This is a genomic window from Herminiimonas contaminans (assembly GCF_015645465.1).
Taxonomy (GTDB): domain Bacteria; phylum Pseudomonadota; class Gammaproteobacteria; order Burkholderiales; family Burkholderiaceae_D; genus Oxalicibacterium; species Oxalicibacterium contaminans.
This window is the reverse complement of the sequence record NZ_JADOEL010000016.1, coordinates 49195-71403: the sequence shown is the minus strand read 5'-3', so window position 1 is coordinate 71403 and position 22209 is coordinate 49195. Positions and strand designations below refer to the sequence as shown.

At 54.5% G+C, this 22209-nt stretch carries 20 protein-coding genes; 11 read left to right on the top strand and 9 right to left on the bottom strand.

Annotation, left to right across the window (positions count from 1 at the left end):
• Nucleotides 1-147 precede the first annotated feature (147 nt).
• Both IXC47_RS16280 and IXC47_RS16275 read left to right on the top strand, forming a co-directional pair.
• Nucleotides 148-402, top strand: a complete 255-nt coding sequence (locus tag IXC47_RS16280) for a hypothetical protein (RefSeq protein WP_195876338.1) — start codon at nucleotides 148-150, stop codon at nucleotides 400-402.
• A gap of 257 nt (nucleotides 403-659) precedes the next feature.
• Nucleotides 660-794, top strand: coding sequence for an entericidin A/B family lipoprotein (locus IXC47_RS16275; RefSeq protein WP_124575348.1), 135 nt, complete (start codon nucleotides 660-662; stop codon nucleotides 792-794).
• 128 nt (nucleotides 795-922) lie between these two features.
• On the opposite strand, the gene IXC47_RS16270 is transcribed toward IXC47_RS16275, so the two are convergent.
• The gene (locus IXC47_RS16270) at nucleotides 923-1384 is read right to left on the bottom strand and encodes a BON domain-containing protein (RefSeq protein ID WP_195876337.1); all 462 of its coding nucleotides are present in this window, start codon (nucleotides 1382-1384) and stop codon (nucleotides 923-925) included.
• 301 nt (nucleotides 1385-1685) lie between these two features.
• Complete coding sequence (gene dusA / locus IXC47_RS16265) at nucleotides 1686-2720, bottom strand: tRNA dihydrouridine(20/20a) synthase DusA (RefSeq protein WP_195876336.1); 1035 nt, start codon at nucleotides 2718-2720, stop codon at nucleotides 1686-1688.
• A gap of 249 nt (nucleotides 2721-2969) precedes the next feature.
• On the opposite strand from dusA, the gene IXC47_RS16260 reads away from it, so the two are divergent.
• The 9 genes from IXC47_RS16260 (at nucleotide 2970) to IXC47_RS16220 (ending at nucleotide 11351) form a co-directional block, all read left to right on the top strand.
• Entirely contained in the window at nucleotides 2970-4268 is a 1299-nt protein-coding gene (locus IXC47_RS16260) for an NAD(P)/FAD-dependent oxidoreductase (protein ID WP_195876335.1), read from the top strand.
• Nucleotides 4269-4275: 7 nt separating this feature from the next.
• A complete protein-coding gene (locus tag IXC47_RS16255) occupies nucleotides 4276-5073 on the top strand; it encodes a DUF1365 domain-containing protein (RefSeq protein ID WP_195876334.1) in 798 nt (265 codons plus the stop codon).
• Complete coding sequence (locus IXC47_RS16250; RefSeq protein ID WP_195876333.1) at nucleotides 5070-6305, top strand: SAM-dependent methyltransferase; 1236 nt, start codon at nucleotides 5070-5072, stop codon at nucleotides 6303-6305. The genes IXC47_RS16255 and IXC47_RS16250 overlap by 4 nt, the downstream gene beginning before the upstream one ends.
• Nucleotides 6302-6889, top strand: coding sequence for a chalcone isomerase family protein (locus IXC47_RS16245; protein ID WP_195876332.1), 588 nt, complete (start codon nucleotides 6302-6304; stop codon nucleotides 6887-6889). Before IXC47_RS16250 ends, IXC47_RS16245 begins: the two co-directional genes overlap by 4 nt.
• The gene (locus IXC47_RS16240) at nucleotides 6889-8124 is read left to right on the top strand and encodes an MFS transporter (RefSeq protein WP_195876331.1); all 1236 of its coding nucleotides are present in this window, start codon (nucleotides 6889-6891) and stop codon (nucleotides 8122-8124) included. Before IXC47_RS16245 ends, IXC47_RS16240 begins: the two co-directional genes overlap by 1 nt.
• Before the next feature lie 25 nt (nucleotides 8125-8149).
• Nucleotides 8150-8686 (top strand): DUF3833 domain-containing protein, encoded by a 537-nt coding sequence (locus tag IXC47_RS16235; protein WP_195876330.1) that lies wholly within the window; start codon nucleotides 8150-8152, stop codon nucleotides 8684-8686.
• Between the two features lie 43 nt (nucleotides 8687-8729).
• Entirely contained in the window at nucleotides 8730-9497 is a 768-nt protein-coding gene (locus IXC47_RS16230; RefSeq protein ID WP_195876329.1) for an SDR family NAD(P)-dependent oxidoreductase, read from the top strand.
• A complete protein-coding gene (locus IXC47_RS16225) occupies nucleotides 9494-9952 on the top strand; it encodes a nuclear transport factor 2 family protein (protein ID WP_195876328.1) in 459 nt (152 codons plus the stop codon). The genes IXC47_RS16230 and IXC47_RS16225 overlap by 4 nt, the downstream gene beginning before the upstream one ends.
• A 79-nt stretch (nucleotides 9953-10031) precedes the next feature.
• Nucleotides 10032-11351 carry an aspartate aminotransferase family protein gene (locus tag IXC47_RS16220; RefSeq protein WP_195876327.1) on the top strand — a complete coding sequence of 440 codons (1320 nt, stop codon included), beginning with the start codon at nucleotides 10032-10034 and terminating at the stop codon, nucleotides 11349-11351.
• A 43-nt stretch (nucleotides 11352-11394) separates the two neighbouring features.
• Here the strand turns inward: IXC47_RS16220 and IXC47_RS16215 are convergent, their stop codons facing one another.
• The 7 genes from IXC47_RS16215 to infB form a co-directional block, all read right to left on the bottom strand.
• On the bottom strand, nucleotides 11395-13896 hold the full coding sequence (locus IXC47_RS16215) for a TonB-dependent siderophore receptor (protein ID WP_195876326.1): 2502 nt from the start codon (nucleotides 13894-13896) through the stop codon (nucleotides 11395-11397).
• Nucleotides 13897-14023: 127 nt separating this feature from the next.
• Nucleotides 14024-15040, bottom strand: a complete 1017-nt coding sequence (locus tag IXC47_RS16210) for a FecR domain-containing protein (RefSeq protein WP_195876325.1) — start codon at nucleotides 15038-15040, stop codon at nucleotides 14024-14026.
• Between the two features lie 4 nt (nucleotides 15041-15044).
• Nucleotides 15045-15551, bottom strand: coding sequence for a sigma-70 family RNA polymerase sigma factor (locus IXC47_RS16205; protein WP_195876324.1), 507 nt, complete (start codon nucleotides 15549-15551; stop codon nucleotides 15045-15047).
• 218 nt (nucleotides 15552-15769) lie between these two features.
• Nucleotides 15770-17608 carry a translational GTPase TypA gene (gene typA, locus IXC47_RS16200; protein WP_195876323.1) on the bottom strand — a complete coding sequence of 613 codons (1839 nt, stop codon included), beginning with the start codon at nucleotides 17606-17608 and terminating at the stop codon, nucleotides 15770-15772.
• A 185-nt stretch (nucleotides 17609-17793) separates the two neighbouring features.
• On the bottom strand, nucleotides 17794-18738 hold the full coding sequence (truB, locus tag IXC47_RS16195; RefSeq protein WP_195876322.1) for a tRNA pseudouridine(55) synthase TruB: 945 nt from the start codon (nucleotides 18736-18738) through the stop codon (nucleotides 17794-17796).
• A 124-nt stretch (nucleotides 18739-18862) separates the two neighbouring features.
• Nucleotides 18863-19249: a 30S ribosome-binding factor RbfA gene (gene rbfA / locus IXC47_RS16190; protein ID WP_175626360.1), complete on the bottom strand. Its 387-nt coding sequence runs from the start codon at nucleotides 19247-19249 to the stop codon at nucleotides 18863-18865.
• Nucleotides 19250-19366: 117 nt separating this feature from the next.
• Nucleotides 19367-22183 (bottom strand): translation initiation factor IF-2, encoded by a 2817-nt coding sequence (gene infB, locus IXC47_RS16185; RefSeq protein ID WP_195876321.1) that lies wholly within the window; start codon nucleotides 22181-22183, stop codon nucleotides 19367-19369.
• Nucleotides 22184-22209: the final 26 nt, after the last annotated feature.

The following is a 22209-nucleotide window of genomic DNA, read 5'->3' as shown; positions in this document are numbered from 1 at the left end:
TATAAGATGGTTTTGATTATAGAAGTCGCGTCCCGCACCTGAATACGAATAAAACTGTATATGCAAAATCGGAAATTGTTGGCACGAACCCAAGAATCATTTGCCGTGGATGCAGTCTGAACATAACCAGTTCAAAAGGAGCAAACCATGGCCAGCCAGGATGAAGCGACTTTTTTTGAGAATGAATTGAAGCAACGCTTTGACGAACTTGTACTGTGGGCAGTACGCAACCGGCCGTATACCGGTGCCAGCCTGAAACCGACCGATTTTGATGACAGCTGGAAACAGATTGCGCGCCTGACGCGAGAAGGGATAGACGTAGGGAAACGCAATGCCGCCGTACCGGAACCGTCCGAAAACGGCCCGCAATACGTTAATAGCAACCCTGCACCCTGGCCTTGAAACGGCATCGTTTCTGGGCTTAGCCAACTTTTCATATCGTAAAAAACGGCCGCTGTCAGCGATAATTGCGGCCGTTGTTCCATTACTACACAGCATTTATTTAGTGAACTTTATAGCAATTTAGTGTCCAATAAGTAAGCCGCTTCGCGGAAGATAGCGAAGCTGCCAGAACGTTCCGGGGCCAGCCCTGTGGGGCTGCCTAGGAAGTCATGGAGGCGTTCCTACGCATAACTGTTCAATCTGAAAGGAAGATCATCATGAAAAAAATTATTTCGATTGTTTGTGTTCTCGCTATGAGCATCGGCCTCAGCGCCTGCAACACATTCAAAGGCGTAGGACAAGACGTGCAACGCGGTGGTGAAAAAATTCAGGATGCAGCATCAGGTAAATAATTCATCTGATAGCAAGGCATAAAAAAAGAGCGTGTAGTCATACACGCTCTTTTTTTGTCCGCATGCTGCAAGCTGATTACAGCTGACAACCGAACCGGATCATCCTGCCCGGTTGTCGCTACGTTTGCTTACTGCTTTTTAATCGTCAGATTATTCAATACGGAATTCACACCTTCAACCTCACCGGCAATTTTCGCTGCACGGTCAATCTGGGTCTGGTTATTCACCGCGCCGCTCAGGCTAACGATACCCTTGGAGGTTTCCACCACGACATCCAGGCCTTTGACGTCAGAGTCGGCCAGCAAGGCTGATTTCACTTTGGTCGTAATGACGGTGTCATCCACTATCTGCCCTGCACTTTTACCTGCGTTGGCATCAGCAGGTGCGCCTGGCGCTGCAGGTGCAGTTTCCGGAACCGGAGTAGGCGGTGTCACACCAGCTGCTGCTGGCGACTCACTCGGCGCGGTCGGCGTAGGCGTGGCGCTGCTGCTTTCTTCAGGTGGCGTACGACGCTCACAACCTGCCGCAAACAATACGGTCAACAACGAGGCTGCGATCGCTACCTTAGAATTATTTGACAGTGTCTTCATCATTTTTCCCTTTCATGGAATAAGTATTCAAATACTCCAATCGTGCAATCGGAAGCAAAGAATTCTCGTGGACTGAAGCCCCGACTTGTTTCAACGCAATATGCCTAAAACAAACCAGTTATCTTCTTGACCATGCTTTAACACGAAGGTTCGGAATAAATAAAATGATGTGCTGCCAGAGGGAAAACATCGGCAACCTTTACACGTGTTTGAAAAATTTACACGCGAAAAAACAAAAAAGAGCTGTCACACGGCAATGCGACAACTCTTTTTTTGCGCTGCATCTGGATAGCGGAGACTACTATGCGGCCAGTGGTTGCATGCGCGCGAGTGCCTGCAACAGCAAATCCGGATCACCCAAGGCCAGTTTCTTGGAATCAGACAAGGTCTGGCGGAAACCGCGTGCGTTCGGCAAACCCGCCATCAAACCCAGCATGTGACGCGTGATGGTATTTACCTTCAGGCCACCACCTTTTTCGCTCTTGCCGTGCAGCTGCAATTGCGCGCGGATGTAAGGAATCATCGCCTGCACAACTTCTGCGCGTGTCTTCGGTGTGCTGTCGTCACCGTAGTAGCGCGCATCGAAAGTACTCATCAAAAACGGATTGTGATATGCCTCACGACCCAGCATCACGCCATCGACGTGCTGCAAGTGCGTGTCGATTTCGGCGATGGTTTTAGTGCCGCCGTTGATGATGATTTCCAATGCAGGGAAATCCTTCTTGAGCTGATAAGCAAACTCATAACGCAAAGGCGGGATTTCGCGATTCTCTTTCGGGCTCAGGCCTTTGAGGATGGCGTTACGCGCGTGCACGATAAAGGTATTGCAGCCAGCATCAGCAATGGCGCCGACAAAGTCACGCACGAAATCATAAGAAGTGACGTCATCTATGCCGATACGGTGCTTGACCGTCACATCGATAGACACCGCATCACGCATCGCTTTGACGCAATCGGCGACCAATGGCGTTTCATTCATTAGGCAGGCACCGAAAGCGCCTTTTTGCACGCGCTCGGACGGACAACCGCAATTCAGGTTGATCTCGTCATAGCCCCACTGCTCGCCCAGCTTCGCACTCTTGGCCAGGTCGGCCGGTTCGCTGCCACCCAGTTGCAAGGCAACCGGATGTTCTTCTTCATTGAAATCCAGATGGCGCGGCACATCACCGTGCAGCAAGGCACCGGTGGTCACCATTTCCGTGTACAGCCAGGTATGACGCGTGATCTGGCGATGGAACATGCGGCAGTGCCGGTCTGTCCAGTCCATCATCGGGGCCACGCTGAGGCGACGCCCCTTGTATTTACCCTTGGCTGTGTTGTCTTTATTGAAATCCATTATTAATGCTGAGCTGCCTTTTTTCGTAGTCCGCAATTTTACACCTTACACCCCCACCTCACCCGGCCAACCCCATAGCAGAGCGGGCTGCACTAGCGTCAACCTGCGTCAACAAGACCATAGTTGAAAAACAGCAATCCGGCTGAATCCAATCAAGGCTGCCCTGCGTATTAGTGATAAGGCATGCAAAAGTGCAAGCCGGAGCCAAACAATCCGGCCCTTACTCACAGCAAAATAACAGGAGTCAACATGAAAATCGCCGTCATAGGATCAGGAATCGCAGGCCTGTCTTGTGCCTGGCGTCTGGCCAGTTCCGGCTACGATGTGACCCTGTTTGAGGCCAACGATTACTACGGCGGCCATACACATACGGTGAACGTCACACTGGATGGCGTGACGCATGGGGTAGATACCGGTTTCCTGGTATTCAACCACCAAACTTATCCGCAACTGGTCAAGCTCTTCGATGAACTGGATGTAGCTACAGCGGCAACCGATATGTCCTTCTCGGTCAAACTGCCGCTCCCCGGCCGCACGCTGGAATGGGCCGGTGGCGATCTCGATGCGGTATTTGCGCAACGACGCAATCTGTTGAGCCCACGCTTCCTCGGCATGCTGCGCGATATCCTGCGCTTCAATCGCCAGGCCACGGCGCTGGCCCTGGGGCAAAATGAGGCGGGTGTAAACGAATCTCTGGGAACCTACCTGGAACGTCATCACTACAGCAAAGAATTCCGCAACTGGTATCTCTTACCCATGGCGGGTTGCATCTGGTCTTGCCCGACCGGGCAAATGCTGGATTTCCCGGTTCTCTCCTTCATACGCTTTTGCCACAACCACGGCTTGCTGCAGGTAAATGACCGCCCGCAATGGCATACCGTGATGGGTGGCGCACGCCACTACGTGGAAAAGATGCTGGCCGAGATCCCGCACAAGCATCTGCATACACCGGTCTTTTCCATCAATCGCAGCATGGTGGCCAATACAGGGCTGATCAGGGTCGAAGCCAGCAATGGCACACATATGTTCCACCATGTCGTACTGGCCGGACATAGTGACCAGTCACTACGTTTGCTGCAAGATGCCAACGAAGCGGAACATGAAATCCTCGCCGCCGTGCAGTACCAGCCCAATCGCGCAGTACTGCACCTGGATACCAGCTGTCTGCCAGAAAATCGCAAAACCTGGTCGGCCTGGAACTATCAAAGTGCCACCTGTGATGAAGCCCGCGTTTGCGTGCACTACCTGCTGAATCAGCTACAGCCGCTGCCGTTTAAACAAGCGCTACTGGTCTCGCTCAACCCTATCGATGAACCACGCGCAGATAGCGTGCTGGGTAGCTATGACTACGCGCACCCGATATTTGACGCCGCCGCCATCACTGCCCAGTACCAGCTGCCTGGCATACAAGGACTACAAAACACTTGGTTCGCCGGTGCCTGGACTGGTTACGGCTTCCACGAAGATGGCCTGAAGTCCGGCCTTGCGGTTGCCACCGACATCATGCGCATCAGCGGTATGCGCACCCACAAATCACAAGCAGCCTGAAACCATCATGGATACCGGCACACTTCCCGCTCAACTCTGCTTCGGCAAGGTGCTGCACACGCGTCTGCGCCCGACCCGGCATGCGTTCGGCTATGAGGTGTATTTCGTACGCCTGCCATTGCGCGCAATGGCGCAGCAAACGCACACGACGCCACGTTTCTTTTCGCTGGATAAGTTCAATCTGCTGTCCTTCCATGCGCAGGATCACGGTGATGGCAAGCAGGCCTTGTTGCCATGGATAGAAACCCTGCTGAAACAGGAAGGCATACACGATGCCGATGGCGAGATCTGGCTACAAGCCTTTCCGCGTGTGCTCGGCTATGTGTTCAATCCGGTGTCCCTCTGGTTTTGCCACAAAAAGGATGGCAGCCTGCGTGCGGTGCTGGCCGAAGTGCGTAATACCTTCGGTGAAAAGCATTGCTATCTGCTCGATACCGGAACCGCGATGCCATATGGCGTGGAACTGATCGCCCGCAAAATTTTCCATGTCTCGCCGTTCTGTGCAGTTGAAGGTCTGTATCGCTTTCACTTCATGCACGCCACCAGAGAAGAAAATGGCGCAACGGTAGAACGTCACATCGCCTGCATAGACCATGACGATGCAGATGGCCCGTTGATCCTGACCAGCATCTCCGGTACAGCACAGCCGTTGTCGGATGCCAGCGTCGCGCGCGCCTTTTTCACCTATCCGCTCATGACACTGGGCGTGATTGTCCGAATTCATTGGCAGGCACTCAAGCTCTGGCGCAAGCGCATGCCATTTTTCAGCAAACCCACCCCACCTACCAGCGAGTTAAGCAGATGACCAGCAAATCCATTAATCCGGAATCGCTCCGGTTCGACACGCAAGCCAGCGCTACGGACGGCTTGCCATCGCAAGTCAAATTCATCCTGCAACTATTGCGCAAGCTGGAATATGGCGCACTGCGTATGGAATTTCCAAATGGCGAGTGCATGCACTTCGGTGATCACTCACATCCGGTCACGTTGACACTGAAAAACTTTGACTTGTTTAGCGCTGCATTGAAATCTGGGGACATCGGCTTTGCCGAAACCTATATCAATGGTGATTGGAGTACCGACAACCTGCCCGGGCTGATAGAACTATTTGTACGCAACCGCGCCGCAGTCGAATCCGTCATCTACGGCAGCTGGTTCGGCAATCTCTTTTATCGCATCAAACATCTGTTTAATCGCAACTCCCGTACCGGCAGTCGTAAAAACATCCATGCGCACTACGACATAGGCAACGACTTCTATACCTTGTGGCTGGACCCGTCCATGACCTATTCGAGTGCCTTGTACAACGAACAAACCGGCGAGGACCTGACGCAAGCCCAAAATGCCAAGTACCGCCGCATCCTGGATGAGCTGCGACTCGCACCACAAGCACGTGTACTGGAAATCGGTTGCGGCTGGGGCGGTTTCGCCGAAATGGCAGCGCGCGACCAGGCCGCGCATGTGACCGGACTGACACTCTCGTCCGAGCAACTCATCTACGCACAACAACGTATGACCACCGCCGGATTGCAGGCACAAGCCGATTTGCGCCTGCAGGACTACCGCGATGCGAATGGCCAGTACGATGCAATCGCATCGATAGAAATGTTTGAAGCAGTCGGCGAAGCATATTGGCCGAGCTACTTTGCATGTATCAAGCGCAATTTGAAAAGCGGTGGCCGCGCCTGCATCCAAAGCATAGTGATAGACGATGCCTTGTTTGCACGTTATCGCAGAGGTACGGACTTCATCCAGCAATACATCTTCCCCGGCGGCATGCTGCCCTCGCCTGAAGTATTCCGTCAGCAGGCCGAGAAATATGGTTTGCGCGTGGTCAATGAATTCAAGTTTGGTCTCGACTATGCTCATACGCTGCAAGCATGGCGTACCTCGTTCCGTGAGCAAGCACAGCGTGTGCGTGCGCTTGGCTTCGATGAGCGCTTTATGCGCACCTGGGACTTTTACCTGGCCTATTGTGAAGCAGGTTTCTGCGCAGGCAGCATAGACGTAGCCCAGTTCACGCTGGAAAAACCATGAAACAGACACCGCCAGCCGGAGCACGCTACCACTACCTGCGAGTAGTCGTGCTGTGGCTGTTTGCTGCCTGCGTCATGACGAACAACAGCTATGCCGCCGATACGGCTCCTGCGCATATACAAAAAGAGTTGGCACCAGCCTACTTGTCCGGACTAGGCAGTTTCCGCTGGTTTGGCCTGAAGATCTATGATGCGCAGCTCTGGGTAGGTGAGCAAGGCTATAACAGCGCCACGCCAGAGAGCAGCAAATTCGCTCTCGACCTGCGCTATGCGCGCGCACTGCAAGGACGCAAGATAGCTGAAGCCAGCCGCGATGAAATACAAAAGCTAGGCCTCGGCAACGCGCAACAACTGGCGGAATGGCAGAGCAAGATGGAGCAGATATTCCCCGATGTGAGTGAAGGTACGCATCTCACCGGCGTCTACCTGCCGAACAGCGGAGCGCGCTTCTACCTGGACGGCAAAGCCATAGGTGAAATCATGGATGCCGCGTTCGCGCAGGCCTTCTTTGCGATCTGGCTAGCCCCAAAAACGACCGCGCCGCAATTGCGCACCGCATTGCTGGCAGGCGCGGCAGCACGCTGATGGACAGGCTCGCGGCCCCTTCCTATTTTGCTTACGGCTTGTTCGGCTTGCCGCTGGCCCTGGTTGCGCTACCGATCTACGTCTATGTACCGCAGTTCTATGCCGAACGCTTCGGCCTGTCGCTGACACTGATAGGCGCGACCTTGTTGTTTGCACGCGTCTCTGATGCATGCATAGATCCCTTGCTGGGAATGTGGATAGATCGCAGCAAGCACGGCTACCGACGCTTCATCATCATCTCGCTGCCCCTACTGGCCTGCGGCTTTCTTGCGCTATTCCATCCGCCATCCGTAGGTTTGGGCGCTGCGCTCGCATGGTTTATCGCTACCTTGCTACTGGTGTATCTGGGCTTCAGCCTGGCCACCATCGCCCATCAAAGCTGGGGCGCTGCACTGACACAAAAATTGAACGAACGTTCGTCCCTGACAGCAACCCGTGAAGGCTGTGGTTTAGTCGGTGTAATCATCGCCGCATCCTTGACCGGCTGGCTGGGCTTGGGCTGGCTCAGCATCACTTTCATCATCAGCCTGTTGCTATGCAGTGCCGTCTTACTGAAGCTGGCACCTGAACCAGCTCGCCAGCCATCGCAGCATCACAACTGGCGCATGATGCTGACGCCGTTCCAGACGCTACGCTTTCGCTGGCTGTTCGCAGTGCTGATCGTAAACGGCATTGCCGCCGCGATACCCGCTACCCTTTTCCTGTTCTACGCCAAAGACCAGCTGCAACTCCCACAGTACGCCGGTCTGTTCCTGATGCTCTACTTTGTTGCTGCGGCCTGTTCCATGCCGCTATGGGTAGCGCTCGCCAAACGACACGGTGAAGCGCGCATCTGGCTGTTGGCGATGCTGCTTGCAGCCGTGGCATTTGTCTGGGCCTATGGCTTGTCGGCAGGTGCTGCCCTGCCCTTCGGCCTGATTTGCATATTGTCCGGTTTAACACTGGGCGCCGATCTGGCCTTGCCGCCCGCATTGCTGGCAGCCGTTATCCATCAGGCCGGACACAGCGGCCAGCGTGAAGGGGCTTACTTCGGCGCATGGAGCTGGGCCACCAAAATGAACCTGGCGCTGGCGGCGGGCATTTCGCTGCCCTTGCTGCAGCAACTCGGCTATGTACCCGGCGTGGTCAACAGCGCAGGGGCGCATGCACTCGCCGTCGGCTATGCACTGCTGCCCTGCGCACTGAAGCTCGGCGCCGCAGCCATCCTGTGGCGTGCGCCATTGCGCGACATATAAAGCGGAACGAATCAAGGAGACCAACATGAAACACTGGAAAAAATTCTGCGCAGTACTATCTCTGGTGCTGCTCTCATCCTGCGCCAGCCACAGCAATATCGCCGACTATGCCAACGAGCGACCAACACTGGACTTGCAGCAATACTTCAACGGCACGCTGGATGCATGGGGCATGTTCCAGGACAGGTCAGGCAAAGTCATCAAGCGCTTCACAGTCGTCATGCGCTGCAAATGGGAAGGCAATATCGGCACGCTGGACGAAGACTTCACCTACTCGGACGGCAGCAAACAAAAACGCGTCTGGACGCTGCGTAAAGTCGCGGCCAACCGCTTTATCGGTACTGCACCGGATGTGGTCGGTGAAGCAGTCGGCGTCACCGCAGGCAATACTCTGCACTGGAACTATGTGCTGGCGCTGCCGGTGGATGGCAAAGTATATGAAGTCAATTTTGATGACTGGATGTATCAAATGGACGATCGCGTCATGCTAAATCGCGCAGCGATGAGCAAATTTGGCTTTGCATTGGGACAGGTCACGCTCTCATTCACCAAACGTCCATGAAACTATTAGTGCGTTCTAACCACTCGCCACCAGGGAGAACAAAATGAATCCCGTCATTAGCAACTGGGCCGGACAACGCGTATGGATCATAGGCGCATCCAGCGGCATAGGGGCAGAAACGGCCAAGCTATTACTGCAACGAGGTGCGCGCGTTGCACTCTCCGCCCGGCGCGTCGACTTGCTGCAGGCAGTTGCGAATTTCCATCCGCGCTCCGTAGTCGCCGGATTGGATCTCACCGATCCTGCCAGTGTGCAGGCGGCCTATGCGCAGATAGCCATGGAATGGCAAGGCGTGGACATGGTACTGATCGTCGCTGGTTCTTATAACGAAATGCGCGCCGACAACTTCGACCTCGCCATCGCCAGAAACATGCTGGAGCTCAATTTGCATGGCCCGCTGAATTGCCTGGATGTCGTGCTGCCCGGCCTGCTGACACAAGGGCACGGCAGCATAGGCATAGTCTCGTCCGTCGCTGGTTACAGCGGCTTGCCGAAGGCATTGATCTACGGCCCGAGCAAGGCCGCGCTGATTAATCTGTGCGAATCGCTATACCTCGATTTGCGGCCGCGCGGCATAGGTGTCTACATGATCAATCCCGGCTTTGTTGCAACGGCGTTGACCGCCGGTAACGACTTCCCCATGCCAGCGCTGATGAAAGCGCCCGATGCAGCACGTGAAATTGTGCGCGGCATGGAGCGCGGCGAATTCCATATACACTTTCCGAAGCGCCTGAGTAATGTGCTGCGCGTACTGCGCATGCTGCCTTATCGCCTGTACTTCTGGATCATCCATAAAGGAACCGGACTATGAATGACGGCACCACCAGCGAACTGAGTTACGCAGCTGATATGCAGCGTGTCGTGCATTTCTTTGAAACGCTGACGGTCGCTTCCGCGCAAGAACAGCTCGAGCGGGTCTACGCACCAGATGCCTACTTCAAGGACCCATTCAACGAAGTACGCGGCCTGGCCGACATCATGCCGCTCTTTGTGCACATGTTCACGCAGGTCGAAAACCCGCGCTTCGTCATCACCTCGACGGTATTGCAAGGTGATAGTGCGTTCATGACCTGGGAGTTCCTGTTCCACATGCGACGCTATGCGCGCGAAGAACAACGCATACGCGGCGCGACCCACTTCCGCTTCGCACCCGACGGCCGCGTCAGCTACCACCGTGATTACTGGGATGCGGCAGAAGAACTGTACGAAAAACTCCCTGTAGTCGGCAGCTTCATGCGCCTGCTAAAACGCATCGCCCGCAAATAAATGTCCTCTGCCCGACCATCTTCCGTGCTCGCAGCAAACGTACTAATATTGCTGTAACTCCTTACTGAAAGCACGGCATATGACGCAGTCGCTGGATACCTCTCATTTGTGGATGCCTTTCACCGCCAATCGCCAGTTCAAGGCCCGGCCACGCATGCTGGTCGCTGCGTCCGGCATGTACTACACCAGCGATGACGGACGGCAGATACTGGATGGCACCTCAGGTTTATGGTGCGTCAATGCCGGACACGGCCATCCCAAAATCACGGCCGCCATCCAGCAGCAGGCCGCGCAAATGGACTATGCACCGCTATTCCAGATTGGACATCCGCTTGCATTTGAAGCAGCCAGTGCGCTGGCCGAGATAGCGCCCGCAGGTCTGAACCGCGTCTTCTTCTGTAACGACGGTTCGGAAGGTGTGGATACTGCACTAAAGATAGCGCTGGCCTACCACCGCATCCGAGGCGATGCCGGTCGCACCCGCCTGATAGGCCGTGAACGTGGCTATCACGGTGTCGGTTTCGGCGGCATCGCAGTCGGCGGTATCGCTGGCAATCGCAAACAATTCGGCCCCGGCCTGGCAGCGGATCACCTGCGTCATCCGCTCAACATCGAAAAAAATGCTTACTCGCGCGGCCTGCCGCTGCACGGTGCGGAAATGGCGGATGAGCTGGAACAACGCCTCTTAGCGCTGCATGATCCATCCACCGTCGCCGCCGTCATCGTCGAGCCGCTACAAGGTTCGACCGGCGTAATCCTGCCACCGCAAGGCTATCTGGAAAAAATCCGTGCCATCTGCGACAAGCACGGCATCCTGCTGATCTTCGACGAAGTCATTACCGGCTTTGGCAGGCTGGGTACAGCCTTCGGGGCCGACTACTTCAGCGTCCAGCCCGACATGATCGTCTGTGCGAAAGCACTGACGAACGCAGCAGTGCCTATGGGCGCCGTCATCGTGAAGCAGGAGATACATGACTGCTTCATGCAAATGGCACCTGCCGACAGCATAGAACTCTTCCACGGCTACACCTACTCCGGCCATCCGCTGGCAGCAGCCGCTGCGATCGCGACCTTGAAAGTATACAAGGAAGAGCAATTATTCCAGCGCGCTGCCGAACTGACTCCCTACTTTGAAGAAGCGGCGCACAGCCTGCGAGGTTTGCCCCACGTGAAAGACATACGCAACCTGGGCCTGGTCGCTGGCATAGAACTGGAAAGCATCCCTGGCAAACCGGGTGCGCGTGCTTATGAATTATTCACTAAAGCGTTTTGGGATAAGGATTTGCTGACACGCGTTACCGGTGACATCGTGGCGCTGTCGCCACCGCTGATCATCAACAAGGCACAAATAGATGTCATGTTTGGCAGCATAGCGGACATCCTTAAGGCGATGAAATGAAGTACCCTGCTGCGCGCCGCATCAGGGCGCAGCAGGGTCTTGCTTACCAACGATAGGTCGCAGTCGCTATGATTTTGCGTAATTCTCCATAACGGCAACTACCAGCACTGCAATTGCTGATGAAAGTCTTATTGCTCAGGTTACGCATATTCAAGGCCAGGCTCCAACGCTGGAAGTCATATGCCACCAGACCATCAAGTATGGTGTACGCCGGTAACTTGGCCGCTGCTGATTCCTGATAGCCATAGTTGGAACCTGTGTAGCGCGCACCTAAGCCCACCTTGATCCCTGAAGTAAAGCGGTAATCAGACCACACTGAGAGCTGGTCCCTGGATACCGCCTGCATTTGCTTGCCGATTTCGCTCGGCGTGCTGCTCGCAGTTACCACCGCTTTCGGTGTGTAGGTATAGGCAGTCACGATGTTCATGTGCTGTATCGGCTGAAAGGCGGCCTCTAGTTCCAGGCCACGAACCAGTATTTCACCGGTTTGTTTAGGCAAGTAATCAGGCGTGTAAGTGATGTAATTCTGACGACGCAACTCAAAGACGGCAGCGCTGTATCTATTCTTGCTACCGACCGGCTGATAACGCGCACCTACTTCGTACTGACGACCAGTCTCCGGTTTCAACGGCGAGTTGGTCACCGGATCGATAGTCGCAGTAGGAGAGAATGATTCGGAATAACTGAAGTAAGGTGCAAAGCCGCTTGGGTGCAAATAGACCAGACCCGCACGACTGGTAAATTTATGTTCGGAAACTGAGGTATTTGATCCATCTATATAACTGCCAACCTTGGCGGCAGCACTATCATAGCGACCACCGAGAGTGGCAGCCCAGTTCCCCCATTTAATCTGATCCTGCAGATAGAAACCCGTCTGCGTCAACTTGGTTTGTGCGTCAAACCACGGATCTCCTGGTACGACATCATTCGTATATACCGGAGCGTATCCATCTATAGGCGATACCGTACCGCTGTTATAGGTACGCTGGTAGTTACGCGAACTCTGGTAGTCGATACCGAACAAGAAAGTATGCTGCCAGTCTCCCAGCTTGACCTTGGCCTGCGCCTGATTATCGATAGCGAACAGCTTTGCATTTTCCTTGCTGCCGAAAGGGAATCGTTTGAGCAAACGGAAGTTCGCTGGATCGCTGGGCACACCCGGATTTACAAGCGCAAAATCGCTCTCGTTATACACCTGTCGATAATCAACATCGATCACCCCATAGCGCGCATTCTGGCGCAGCGTCCAGGTGTCATTCAGCTTATGTTCCAGCAGGTAGCCAAGCATCCACTGATCCTGCTTGAAATGATCGAAGCCCGGCTCCCCCACATAAGTCTTGGGATTGAACTGACCATTAGGATTCGGTAACAGGGTTCCTACCTGCGGGAAGCTGCCATAGGAGCTGCCATCGCGGATACGCAAATAGTGTGACAGCACCGTGAGTGAGGTATCGCTGTTCGGACGCCAGGTCAGCGACGGCGCAATATAGGCCCGGTCATTTGGCAGACCACTACCCTCCAGCTTGGCGTCACGCACCAGGCCAGTAACACGATACAGCACCTTACCCTGCTCATCCAAAGCACCAGAAAAATCACCTGCTACCTGCCGCCGCGAGTTATCACCTAACTGCACTTGCAATTCACGTATCGGTTCTGCAGTCGGACGCTTGCTAACGACATTGATCATGCCACCTGGTCCCGTCTGACCATACAACACGGATGACGGGCCACGTAAAACCTCTATCCGTTCAGTCCCATAATTCTCGGTTTGCCAGATCGCCCAGCCATTGTTATTTCGTAGTTGCATACCATCCAGGTAATAGCCTGGTGTTTGCGCATCAAAACCGCGAATAATGGTCCAGTCAAAACGCGAGTCAGAACCCCAGGGCGAGACATTGATACCCGGCGTATAAGCCAGCGCATCCTTGAGACGTATGGCTCCGGTCGCTTCAATAAAATCTGAAGTCACGATCGAAATGGATTGGGGTGTTTCGATAATAGCTGTGTCGGTCTTGGTGCCGGTTGCACTGCGGCTGGCCACATAACCACGTACCGGACCGGTAGCACTCTCTGTAGCGCCAGCGTCACGCACCGTCACTGCAGGCAACACGGCATCGGCACTTGGCACGGTGACGGTACGCAACACATAACCACCACTATCCAGCTGCACCGCTTGCAAACCGGTATTCGACAACAAGACAGTAAATGCGCCCTGCGGCGTAAATTGTCCGCGCACGGCATTGCTGGTCTTGCCATTAGTCTGCTCTGCAGTGAAGCTCAGCGCTACATTCGCAGTACTGGCAAGGCTGCGCAAGGCAGTAGCCAGCGGACCAGCGGGGATATTGTAGGTCTGGCGTTCCGACGCAGTCTGTGCGTTGCCTGTCTGCGCCAGTGCCTGCTGCGGCGCAACCGCATATAAGGCAAAGCTGCACAGCGCCAGCGCGACGGCATGCGCTACTGGTCGTATCGCAAATAATGGATAGGCAGGATGAGTCGCACGGCTGGATGGCGCGATGTGTCCCTTTTGATACTCATAGGCAGGCATGCCGTTTTCCCCTCAAGTTGGATTGCTAAAAATGAAGCCCATACTTGTAGGTGCCTTGAAAATCAAAATCGGGCAGAACCAAGATGAAAATAATTAAAAATATTTAAAACGTCGTTTATAGCAGCACTTATGTCGCCGCCTCCAACGTCACCCAATAGCGCGTACGGGTACGCACCTGGATCGGCAGGGTATTCGGGAGCATAGCGAGGATACGGTCGGTATCACCTAGCGGGAACACACCGGAGAAACGCAAATCGGCAACTGCGGGGTCACAACGCATGACACCGGCGCGATAACGACTCAGGTCCGCCACGAAGTCAGCCAGGCGCACGTTATCTGCAATGATCTGTTGTCGCATCCATGCGGCCGACTGCGCGTCTATGCTGACTAGCTCACCCAAGCCGTCACGCGTGAAGGTGATACCCTTTCCGGCATTGAGCAGATACCTGCTTGCGTACACAGGTGTAACTTCGACCTTGCTCTCGAGTACGGTCACTGTCGTACTGCCATCACGCTGACGCACGGTGAATTCAGTACCCAGTGCACGGACCTTGCCTTCTGCCGTTTCTATGATGAAAGGACGGGCCTCTCCTCCGGCGTGGCCGGTGGTGATCATCATCTCGCCACTGATCAATCGCACCAGACGTTGCTTGTGATCGAAGCGCACGTTGATGGCGCTGGCGGTATTGAGCGTGATGCGCGTGCCGTCATCCAGCGTCAGGCTGCGCTGCTCGCCGGTTGCGGTGCGGTAGTCGGCGACTGTTTGTTGCCAGGTTTGCGTGCGGGTAGCGAGTGTGCCCGTCATGCCAACTGCACCAAACCACAACAAGGTACGGATGGCTTTACGGCGCTTCGGTGCTGCAAGTGCTGATTGCGCGAGCGGAGATAAGCTTTGATAGGCGGCCTGCGTCGGCAATGATTTGAAACGACCGGTGACTGCTTCTATGTGTTGCCACGCCAATTCATGATCCGGTTGGTCCTTGCGCCATTGCAGCCAGCGACGCCTATCATCTTCCGTTGCCTCACCCGACATCAGCAAGGTGATCCAATCAGCGGCGGCATTCGCCGTATCCTCGCTGATCGCCCGGCCATGGGCCAGTGGCGGCGTCTTGCACGTATTGACGGCAATGTTGACGGACGTCATGGGGTCAGGCCGCAATCGCAAACAGGCACTGGCGATTGGCCAGCGACAGATATTGTTTAACCGAGCTGGCAGAAACTTTCAGACGTTCCGCGATCTGCGCGTAGCTCAGCTCTTCCAGATGCGCCAGCAGGAAGGCTTCCCTGACCTTGGCTGCCAGACCATCAAGCGCGTCGTCTATCTGCTTGACTGCCTCCAGCGCCAGCAACTGTGTTTCTGGTGAAGGCTGCAACTCTTCCGGCATTGCAGCCAGCGCCTGCAGATAGCTTTCTTCCAGCAACTGGCGACGATGGCGATGTGCCATCAGGCGACGCGCGATAGTAGTCAGGAAAGGACGTGGTTCACGGATGTCAGCAGCGGTGCCGGTCGTAATCACACTGACGAAAGTATCCTGCGCCAAATCAGCCGCAGCAAAGGAGTCACCCAGCTTGCGACGCAACCAACCCTGCAGCCATCCGTGATGATCGCTGTAGAGGACTTCAATAGTCGGCACAGGGTTATCGGCTGTTGACATGCGGTGAGCTGCTGCGAAGCACTCCAAATATAAATGGGAATTATTCTCAATTATATTTGAACGATCGAAGTTGTTGCAAGCATCCTCGTAATTTATGGAATCCATACAACAACCCCCTCATCCGCCTTGCGAATGACAGGCGAAAAAAAGCCCGCTGATCCAGGGAATCAGCGGGCTTTTCTGGGCAGCGCTTCGGTGACGAAACGCGTACTCAGTTATTACGCAGCGTCACGGCCTGCTTTTTTACGCTCGTGCTCTTTCAGGAAGCGTTTGCGCAGACGAATGCTCTTCGGTGTGACTTCAACCAATTCGTCGTCGTCGATGAATTCAACAGCGTATTCGAGCGACATTTCGATAGGTGGTACCAGGCGTACCGCTTCATCTGTACCGGACGAACGAACGTTGGTCAGTTGCTTACCTTTGATCGGATTGACGACCAGATCGTTATCACGCGAGTGGATACCGATGATCATGCCTTCGTAGACCGGATCGTTGTGGTTCACAAACATACGGCCGCGATCTTGCAGTTTCCAGATTGCGTATGCAACTGCTGCGCCGTCATCCTGCGAGATCAGCACACCGTTGCGACGGCCACCCAGGTCGCCTTTGGAAGCGTCAACTGGTGCGTAGTCATCAAACACGTGGCTCATCAAGCCGGTACCGCGTGTCAATGTCATGAATTCGCCCTGGAAGCCGATCAGGCCGCGTGCAGGAATATGGTATTCCAGACGTACACGACCTTTGCCGTCCGGTTCCATGTTTTGCAGGTCACCACGACGACGACCGAGTTCTTCCATCACACCACCTTGATGGGTTTCTTCGACGTCAACGGTCAGATTTTCATATGGCTCGTGACGTACGCCGTCTACCATTTTGAACACTACGCGTGGACGCGATACTGCCAGCTCGAAGCCTTCGCGACGCATGTTTTCGATCAGGATGGTCAGATGCAATTCGCCGCGACCCGACACTTCGTAGGTCGAATCATCGTTTTCCGATTGCACGACGCGCAGCGCCATGTTGGCTTTCAATTCTTTTTCCAGGCGATCGCGGATTTGACGTGTGGTCACGAATTTACCTTCGCGACCAGCCAATGGCGAGCTGTTAACCATGAAGTTCATGGTCAGGGTTGGTTCGTCGACCTTCAACATAGGCAAGCCAACCGGGTTGTCTTGCGACGAGATGGTGGAACCGATGCCGATTTCTTCGATACCGTTGATCAGGACGATGTCGCCTGCCAGTGCTTCGTCTACCAGTACGCGATCCAGACCTTTGAAAGTCAGAACCTGGTTGATACGTGCTTTGGTTGGTTTGTCTTCAGGACCATTCATCCAGACTACGTCTTGACCGCCTTTGATACGGCCAGCCAGGATACGGCCAACGCCGATTTTACCGACGTAGGACGAGTATTCGAGCGAGGTGATTTGCAGTTGCAGAGGTGCATCAGGATCATCTTCACGCGCTGGAACGTGTTCCAGGATCGCGTCGAACAATGGTTCCATGTCGCCACCGCGTACGTCCGGGGTCAGGCCAGCATAGCCGTTCAGGCCGGATGCATAAACGATAGGGAAATCGAGTTGTTCTTCGGTTGCGCCCAGTTTGTCAAACAATTCGAAGGTTGCGTTGATCGCCCATTCAGCGCGTGCGCCCGGACGGTCAATTTTGTTCAACACAACGATAGGTTTCAGGCCGAGTGCCAGTGCTTTACGCGTAACGAAACGCGTTTGTGGCATCGGGCCTTCTTGCGCATCCACCAGCAGCAATACGCTGTCTACCATCGACAGTACACGTTCCACTTCACCACCGAAGTCGGCGTGGCCTGGGGTATCAACGATGTTGATGTGTGTGCCTTTGTACTCAACCGCGCAGTTCTTCGACAGAATCGTGATACCACGTTCTTTTTCGATGTCGTTCGAGTCCATCACGCGTGCATCAACCTGCTGGTTGTCACGGAAAGTGCCTGACTGACGCAATAATTGGTCAACAAGCGTGGTTTTGCCGTGATCAACGTGAGCGATGATGGCAATGTTACGAATAGCGCGTTTTGAGTTTGACATAGTCGTTTTTTACGGTTGGGTGGTGCTGAATTTGGAAAGCCGCAGATTATAGCACAGCAAGCCCCGTTCGATTCCGGGAAACCCTTGATATTTCAATGGCTTGCTGCGTTTTATGTGACAGATTGATGACGCTGCCACGTTAAGAAAATAGAAACAGATCGCCCGGAATCGGCTGAAAATCCGCGTCAGGCCGGGACGTTTTGATTGGTAGAGATCAATCTTTCAGGTGCCAATATGCTGTATTCCTGCAACAGGCCGGTGCCGAGCAAGGCCTTATCCGCGTCACGATAGACACGTACCCGTCCCTCCTGCGCCGGGATAACAACATTTTCCTTACCCAGCGCCAGGCGCTGGCCATGCAGGAAACGGCGCGCCAGTTCTTCCGACAGATACAGCGCAGGGAAAGATGTCAGCAAGGCATCAACCGGAGCCAGCAATGCGCTACGCGCGCCCTCTTCGGTTGCGATCAGTTGTTCTATCGTTATTGCTCTATCGATAAATAGATCGCCTACCTGTATCCGCCGCAAGGCATTCAGGTGCGCGCCACAACCCAAAGCTGCACCTATGTCTTCGCCCAATGCACGGATGTAAGTACCCTTGCTGCACTGCACGCGCAAGGTCAGGAAAGGTGCCTGGTAAGTTACGAATTCCAGTAAATGAATGGTCACCGGACGCGCTTCACGTTCCAGCGTAATCCCGGCGCGCGCATATTCGTACAAAGGCTTGCCGTCGCGTTTGAGCGCAGAGTACATAGGCGGCACTTGCATGATGTCGCCACGGAATTGCGCCAGCACCGCGTCAATTTGTTCACGCGTGATATCAACCGGTTTGGTTTCGAGTACTTCACCTTCAGTGTCACCGGTATTGGTGGTGATGCCGAGATGGACTACGGTTTCGTAAGTCTTGTCGGCATCCAGCAAGTCTTGCGCAAACTTGGTGGCCTCGCCAAAACACAAAGGCAACAGTCCAGTTGCAAACGGATCCAGCGTACCGGTATGCCCTGCTTTCAGCGCGCTCAACAGCCACTTCGCCTTGATCAATGCATCATTGCTGGAGACACCAACTTGTTTATCGAGCAGCAGTACGCCGTGAACCGGCACACGCTTTTTCTTGATGTGATTTGTCGCCATGATGGATCAGCAGGTATGCGTTTAGCTAAGTCAGGGCCGCTACAGGCATCGCGCCGGAACGGACCACAGAATATGAAAAGAGAGACTGCCCTATGCATGTACACGGACAGTCAGGAGCAGAAGATCAGTCTTCCGCATCCTTGGCACGGCTGGCATTGGCTTCATCGATCAGCTTGGACATTTCTATCCCGCGTGAAGTCGAGGTATCGTGCACGAAATGCAGTTCCGGCAAAGTATGTATGGTCAGGCGACGACCGAGCTGGCCACGGATGAAACCGGAGGCGGCAGTCAAACCCGACACCGTGTTCTTGATGTCATCCTTCTTGTCGCTCAGCATGGTGAAGAACACTTTTGCATGGGCGTAATCCGGTGTGACCTGGACTTCGGTAATCGTGACCATCCCTACGCGCGGGTCTTTCAACTCGAACGCGATGATTTCAGACAGATCGCGCTGGATCTGGTCTGCGACGCGCAAGCCGCGTCCGGGGATGGATTTACTGTGTTTGGCCATAAACTATTCTAACGATAAAACGGTGCTGCAAAAATAATTTCGCATCGGCTAGCAACAAAGCCAGCCGATGCGATCAAGTGATACATGGAAGGGAAATATCCCCTCCCGGCAGGTACTTTACAGTGTACGCGCGATTTCCTGGACTTCGAAGACTTCGAGTTGATCGCCTTCTTTGATGTCGTTGAAGTTTTTCAGGGTCAGACCACATTCGAAGCCAGCTTTGACTTCTTTTGCATCGTCCTTGAAGCGTTTCAACGAATCCAGTTCGCCTGTCCAGACCACAACGTTGTCGCGCAGCAAGCGTACCGACGAACCGCGTCGCACCAGGCCTTCGAGTACGTAGCAACCGGCAATCGCGCCGACTTTGCTGACCAGGATAACCTGACGAATCTCGACCAGACCCAGGGACTGTTCGCGCTTCTCTGGTGCCAGCATGCCCGACATCGCCGCTTTGATTTCGTCTACGGCATCGTAAATGATGTTGTAGTAACGAATGTCAACGCCGTTGGCCTCTGCCAGTTTGCGTGCCTGTGCATCTGCACGGGTATTAAAGCCGATGATGACCGCTTTCGAGGCAACCGCGAGGTTGACGTCGGATTCGGAAATACCACCCACCGCTGCATGCACAACCTGCACACGCACTTCGCTGGTCGACAGTTTCTGCAAGGAACCAACCAGTGCTTCCTGCGAACCTTGTACGTCGGTTTTGATAATCATAGGCAGGTTTTTGACTTCGCCTTCGCCCATGTTCTCGAACATGTTTTCCAGTTTCGCTGCCTGCTGTTTCGCCAGTTTCACGTCGCGGAATTTACCTTGACGGAACAGACCGATTTCACGCGCTTTGCGTTCGTCAGCCATAACCATGACTTCTTCACCGGCGTTCGGTACTTCGGTCAGACCCTGGATCTCTACAGGAATCGAAGGACCTGCTTCGGTAATGCTCTTGCCGTTTTCATCCAGCATCGCACGCACGCGACCGTAGGCCGAACCTGCCAGCACGACATCGCCACGCTTCAAGGTACCGGACTGCACCAGGATAGTAGCGACCGGACCACGACCTTTATCGAGTTTGGCTTCAACCACCAGACCACGTGCAGGTGCGTCTACTGGTGCTGTCAATTCCAGCACTTCAGCTTGCAGCAATACTTGTTCGAGCAAGGCATCTATGCCCTGGCCGGTTTTTGCCGAGACAGGAACGAAAGGCGAATCGCCACCGTATTCTTCCGGCACAACTTGTTCTGCGATCAGTTCTTGAGTAACGCGATCTGCATTGGCAGCCGGTTTATCAATTTTGTTGATAGCAACCACCAAAGGCACGCCCGCTGCTTTCGCATGCGCAATCGCTTCCTTGGTTTGCGGCATCACGCCGTCGTCAGCTGCTACCACCAGAATCACGATATCGGTTGCTTTCGCACCGCGTGCACGCATTGCCGTAAATGCTTCATGGCCCGGTGTATCGAGGAAGGTAATCATGCCGCGCGGTGTTTCCACGTGGTATGCACCGATGTGCTGGGTAATGCCGCCCGCTTCGCCGGATGCAACCTTAGCACGACGGATGTAGTCCAGCAACGATGTTTTACCGTGATCGACGTGACCCATAACGGTCACAACCGGGGCGCGTGGCAAGGCTTCGGCATTCACCTGTTCAGCGCCTTGTTCCAGCAATGCTTCCGGATCATCCAGCTTGGCAGCGTGCGCGGTGTGGCCCATTTCTTCGACCAGAATCATTGCTGTTTCCTGATCGAGAACCTGGTTGATGGTGCACATCTGACCGAGTTTCATCAAATGCTTGATGACTTCGGATGCCTTGACCGACATTTTGTGCGCGAGTTCGGCAACGGTAATCGTTTCCGGTACGTGCACGTCTTTTACGATCGCTTCGGTTGGAGCCTGGAAATTGCTTTCGCGCTCTTCGTGATGCGAAGGACGGCGACCTTTAGGGCCTGCACGCCAGCCATCACGGCCACCCGCTGTATTGCCACGGGTTTTGATACCAGCACCGCGTTTTTTCGCGTCATCTTGCCAGGTGGACGAGACATTCGCCGATTTGATCGACTTCTTGTCTGCCGCTACCGCTGGTTTTTTCTCGTCTTTTTTCTCACCGGCTTTTTTATCAGCAGGTTTGTGCAAAGTACCTTCAGCAGGTTTCGCTGCGGCCGGTGCTGAAGGCTCAGGCGCTTTGATGGCGCGACGTGGCGCATTCATCATGGCTTTGATCTGCGCTACTTCATCGGCCACTGCTTTACGCGCAGCTTCGGTCGCTACGGCTTTTTCGTTCGCTTCCTTGGCTGCATCTTTTGCTGCCTGTGCTGCTTTCTTTTTGCTCTCTTCAGCCGCGACGCGTTTTTTCTCTTCCTGTGCCGATTCGTCCGCTTTCGCTTCTACCGGTGGTTTGGCTGCGTCTGCCTTGCGTGCTTCTGCTTCAGCTTGTTCAGCTTGTTTCAACGCTTGCGCCTGGGCTTCTTTTTCCGCTTCCAGCTTGGCCAGGCGCTCTTGTTTTTCGCGCAGGTCTGCTTCCTGACGCGCAATCAGCTCCGCCTGGCGACGCGCTTCTTCAGCACGACGTTCAACTTCAGCTTCATCGATGACAGGTGCAGCGGCTTTAACTGGTGCTTCTTCAGGCGTGGATTCGTCACGTTTTACGAAAGTCCGTTTTTTACGCACTTCGACCTGGATCGTGCGCGATTTGCCGGTGGCATCCGCTTGCTTGATTTCAGTCGTTTCTTTACGGGTCAGTGTGATTTTTTTCTTCTCACCGTCTGGTGCAACACCATGCGCGCGGCGCAGGTGGTCAAGGAGCTTGTCCTTGTCGGCCTTGGATAATTCGTCGGACGTTGAGCTTTTCTCGACGCCAGCATCCCGCAGTTGCGTGAGCAATACGTCTGCTGGCATCTTCAGCTCGGTGGCAAATTGGGCTACATTGTTACTCGCCATTCAGTCCTCTTTTCTATGTAACGCGT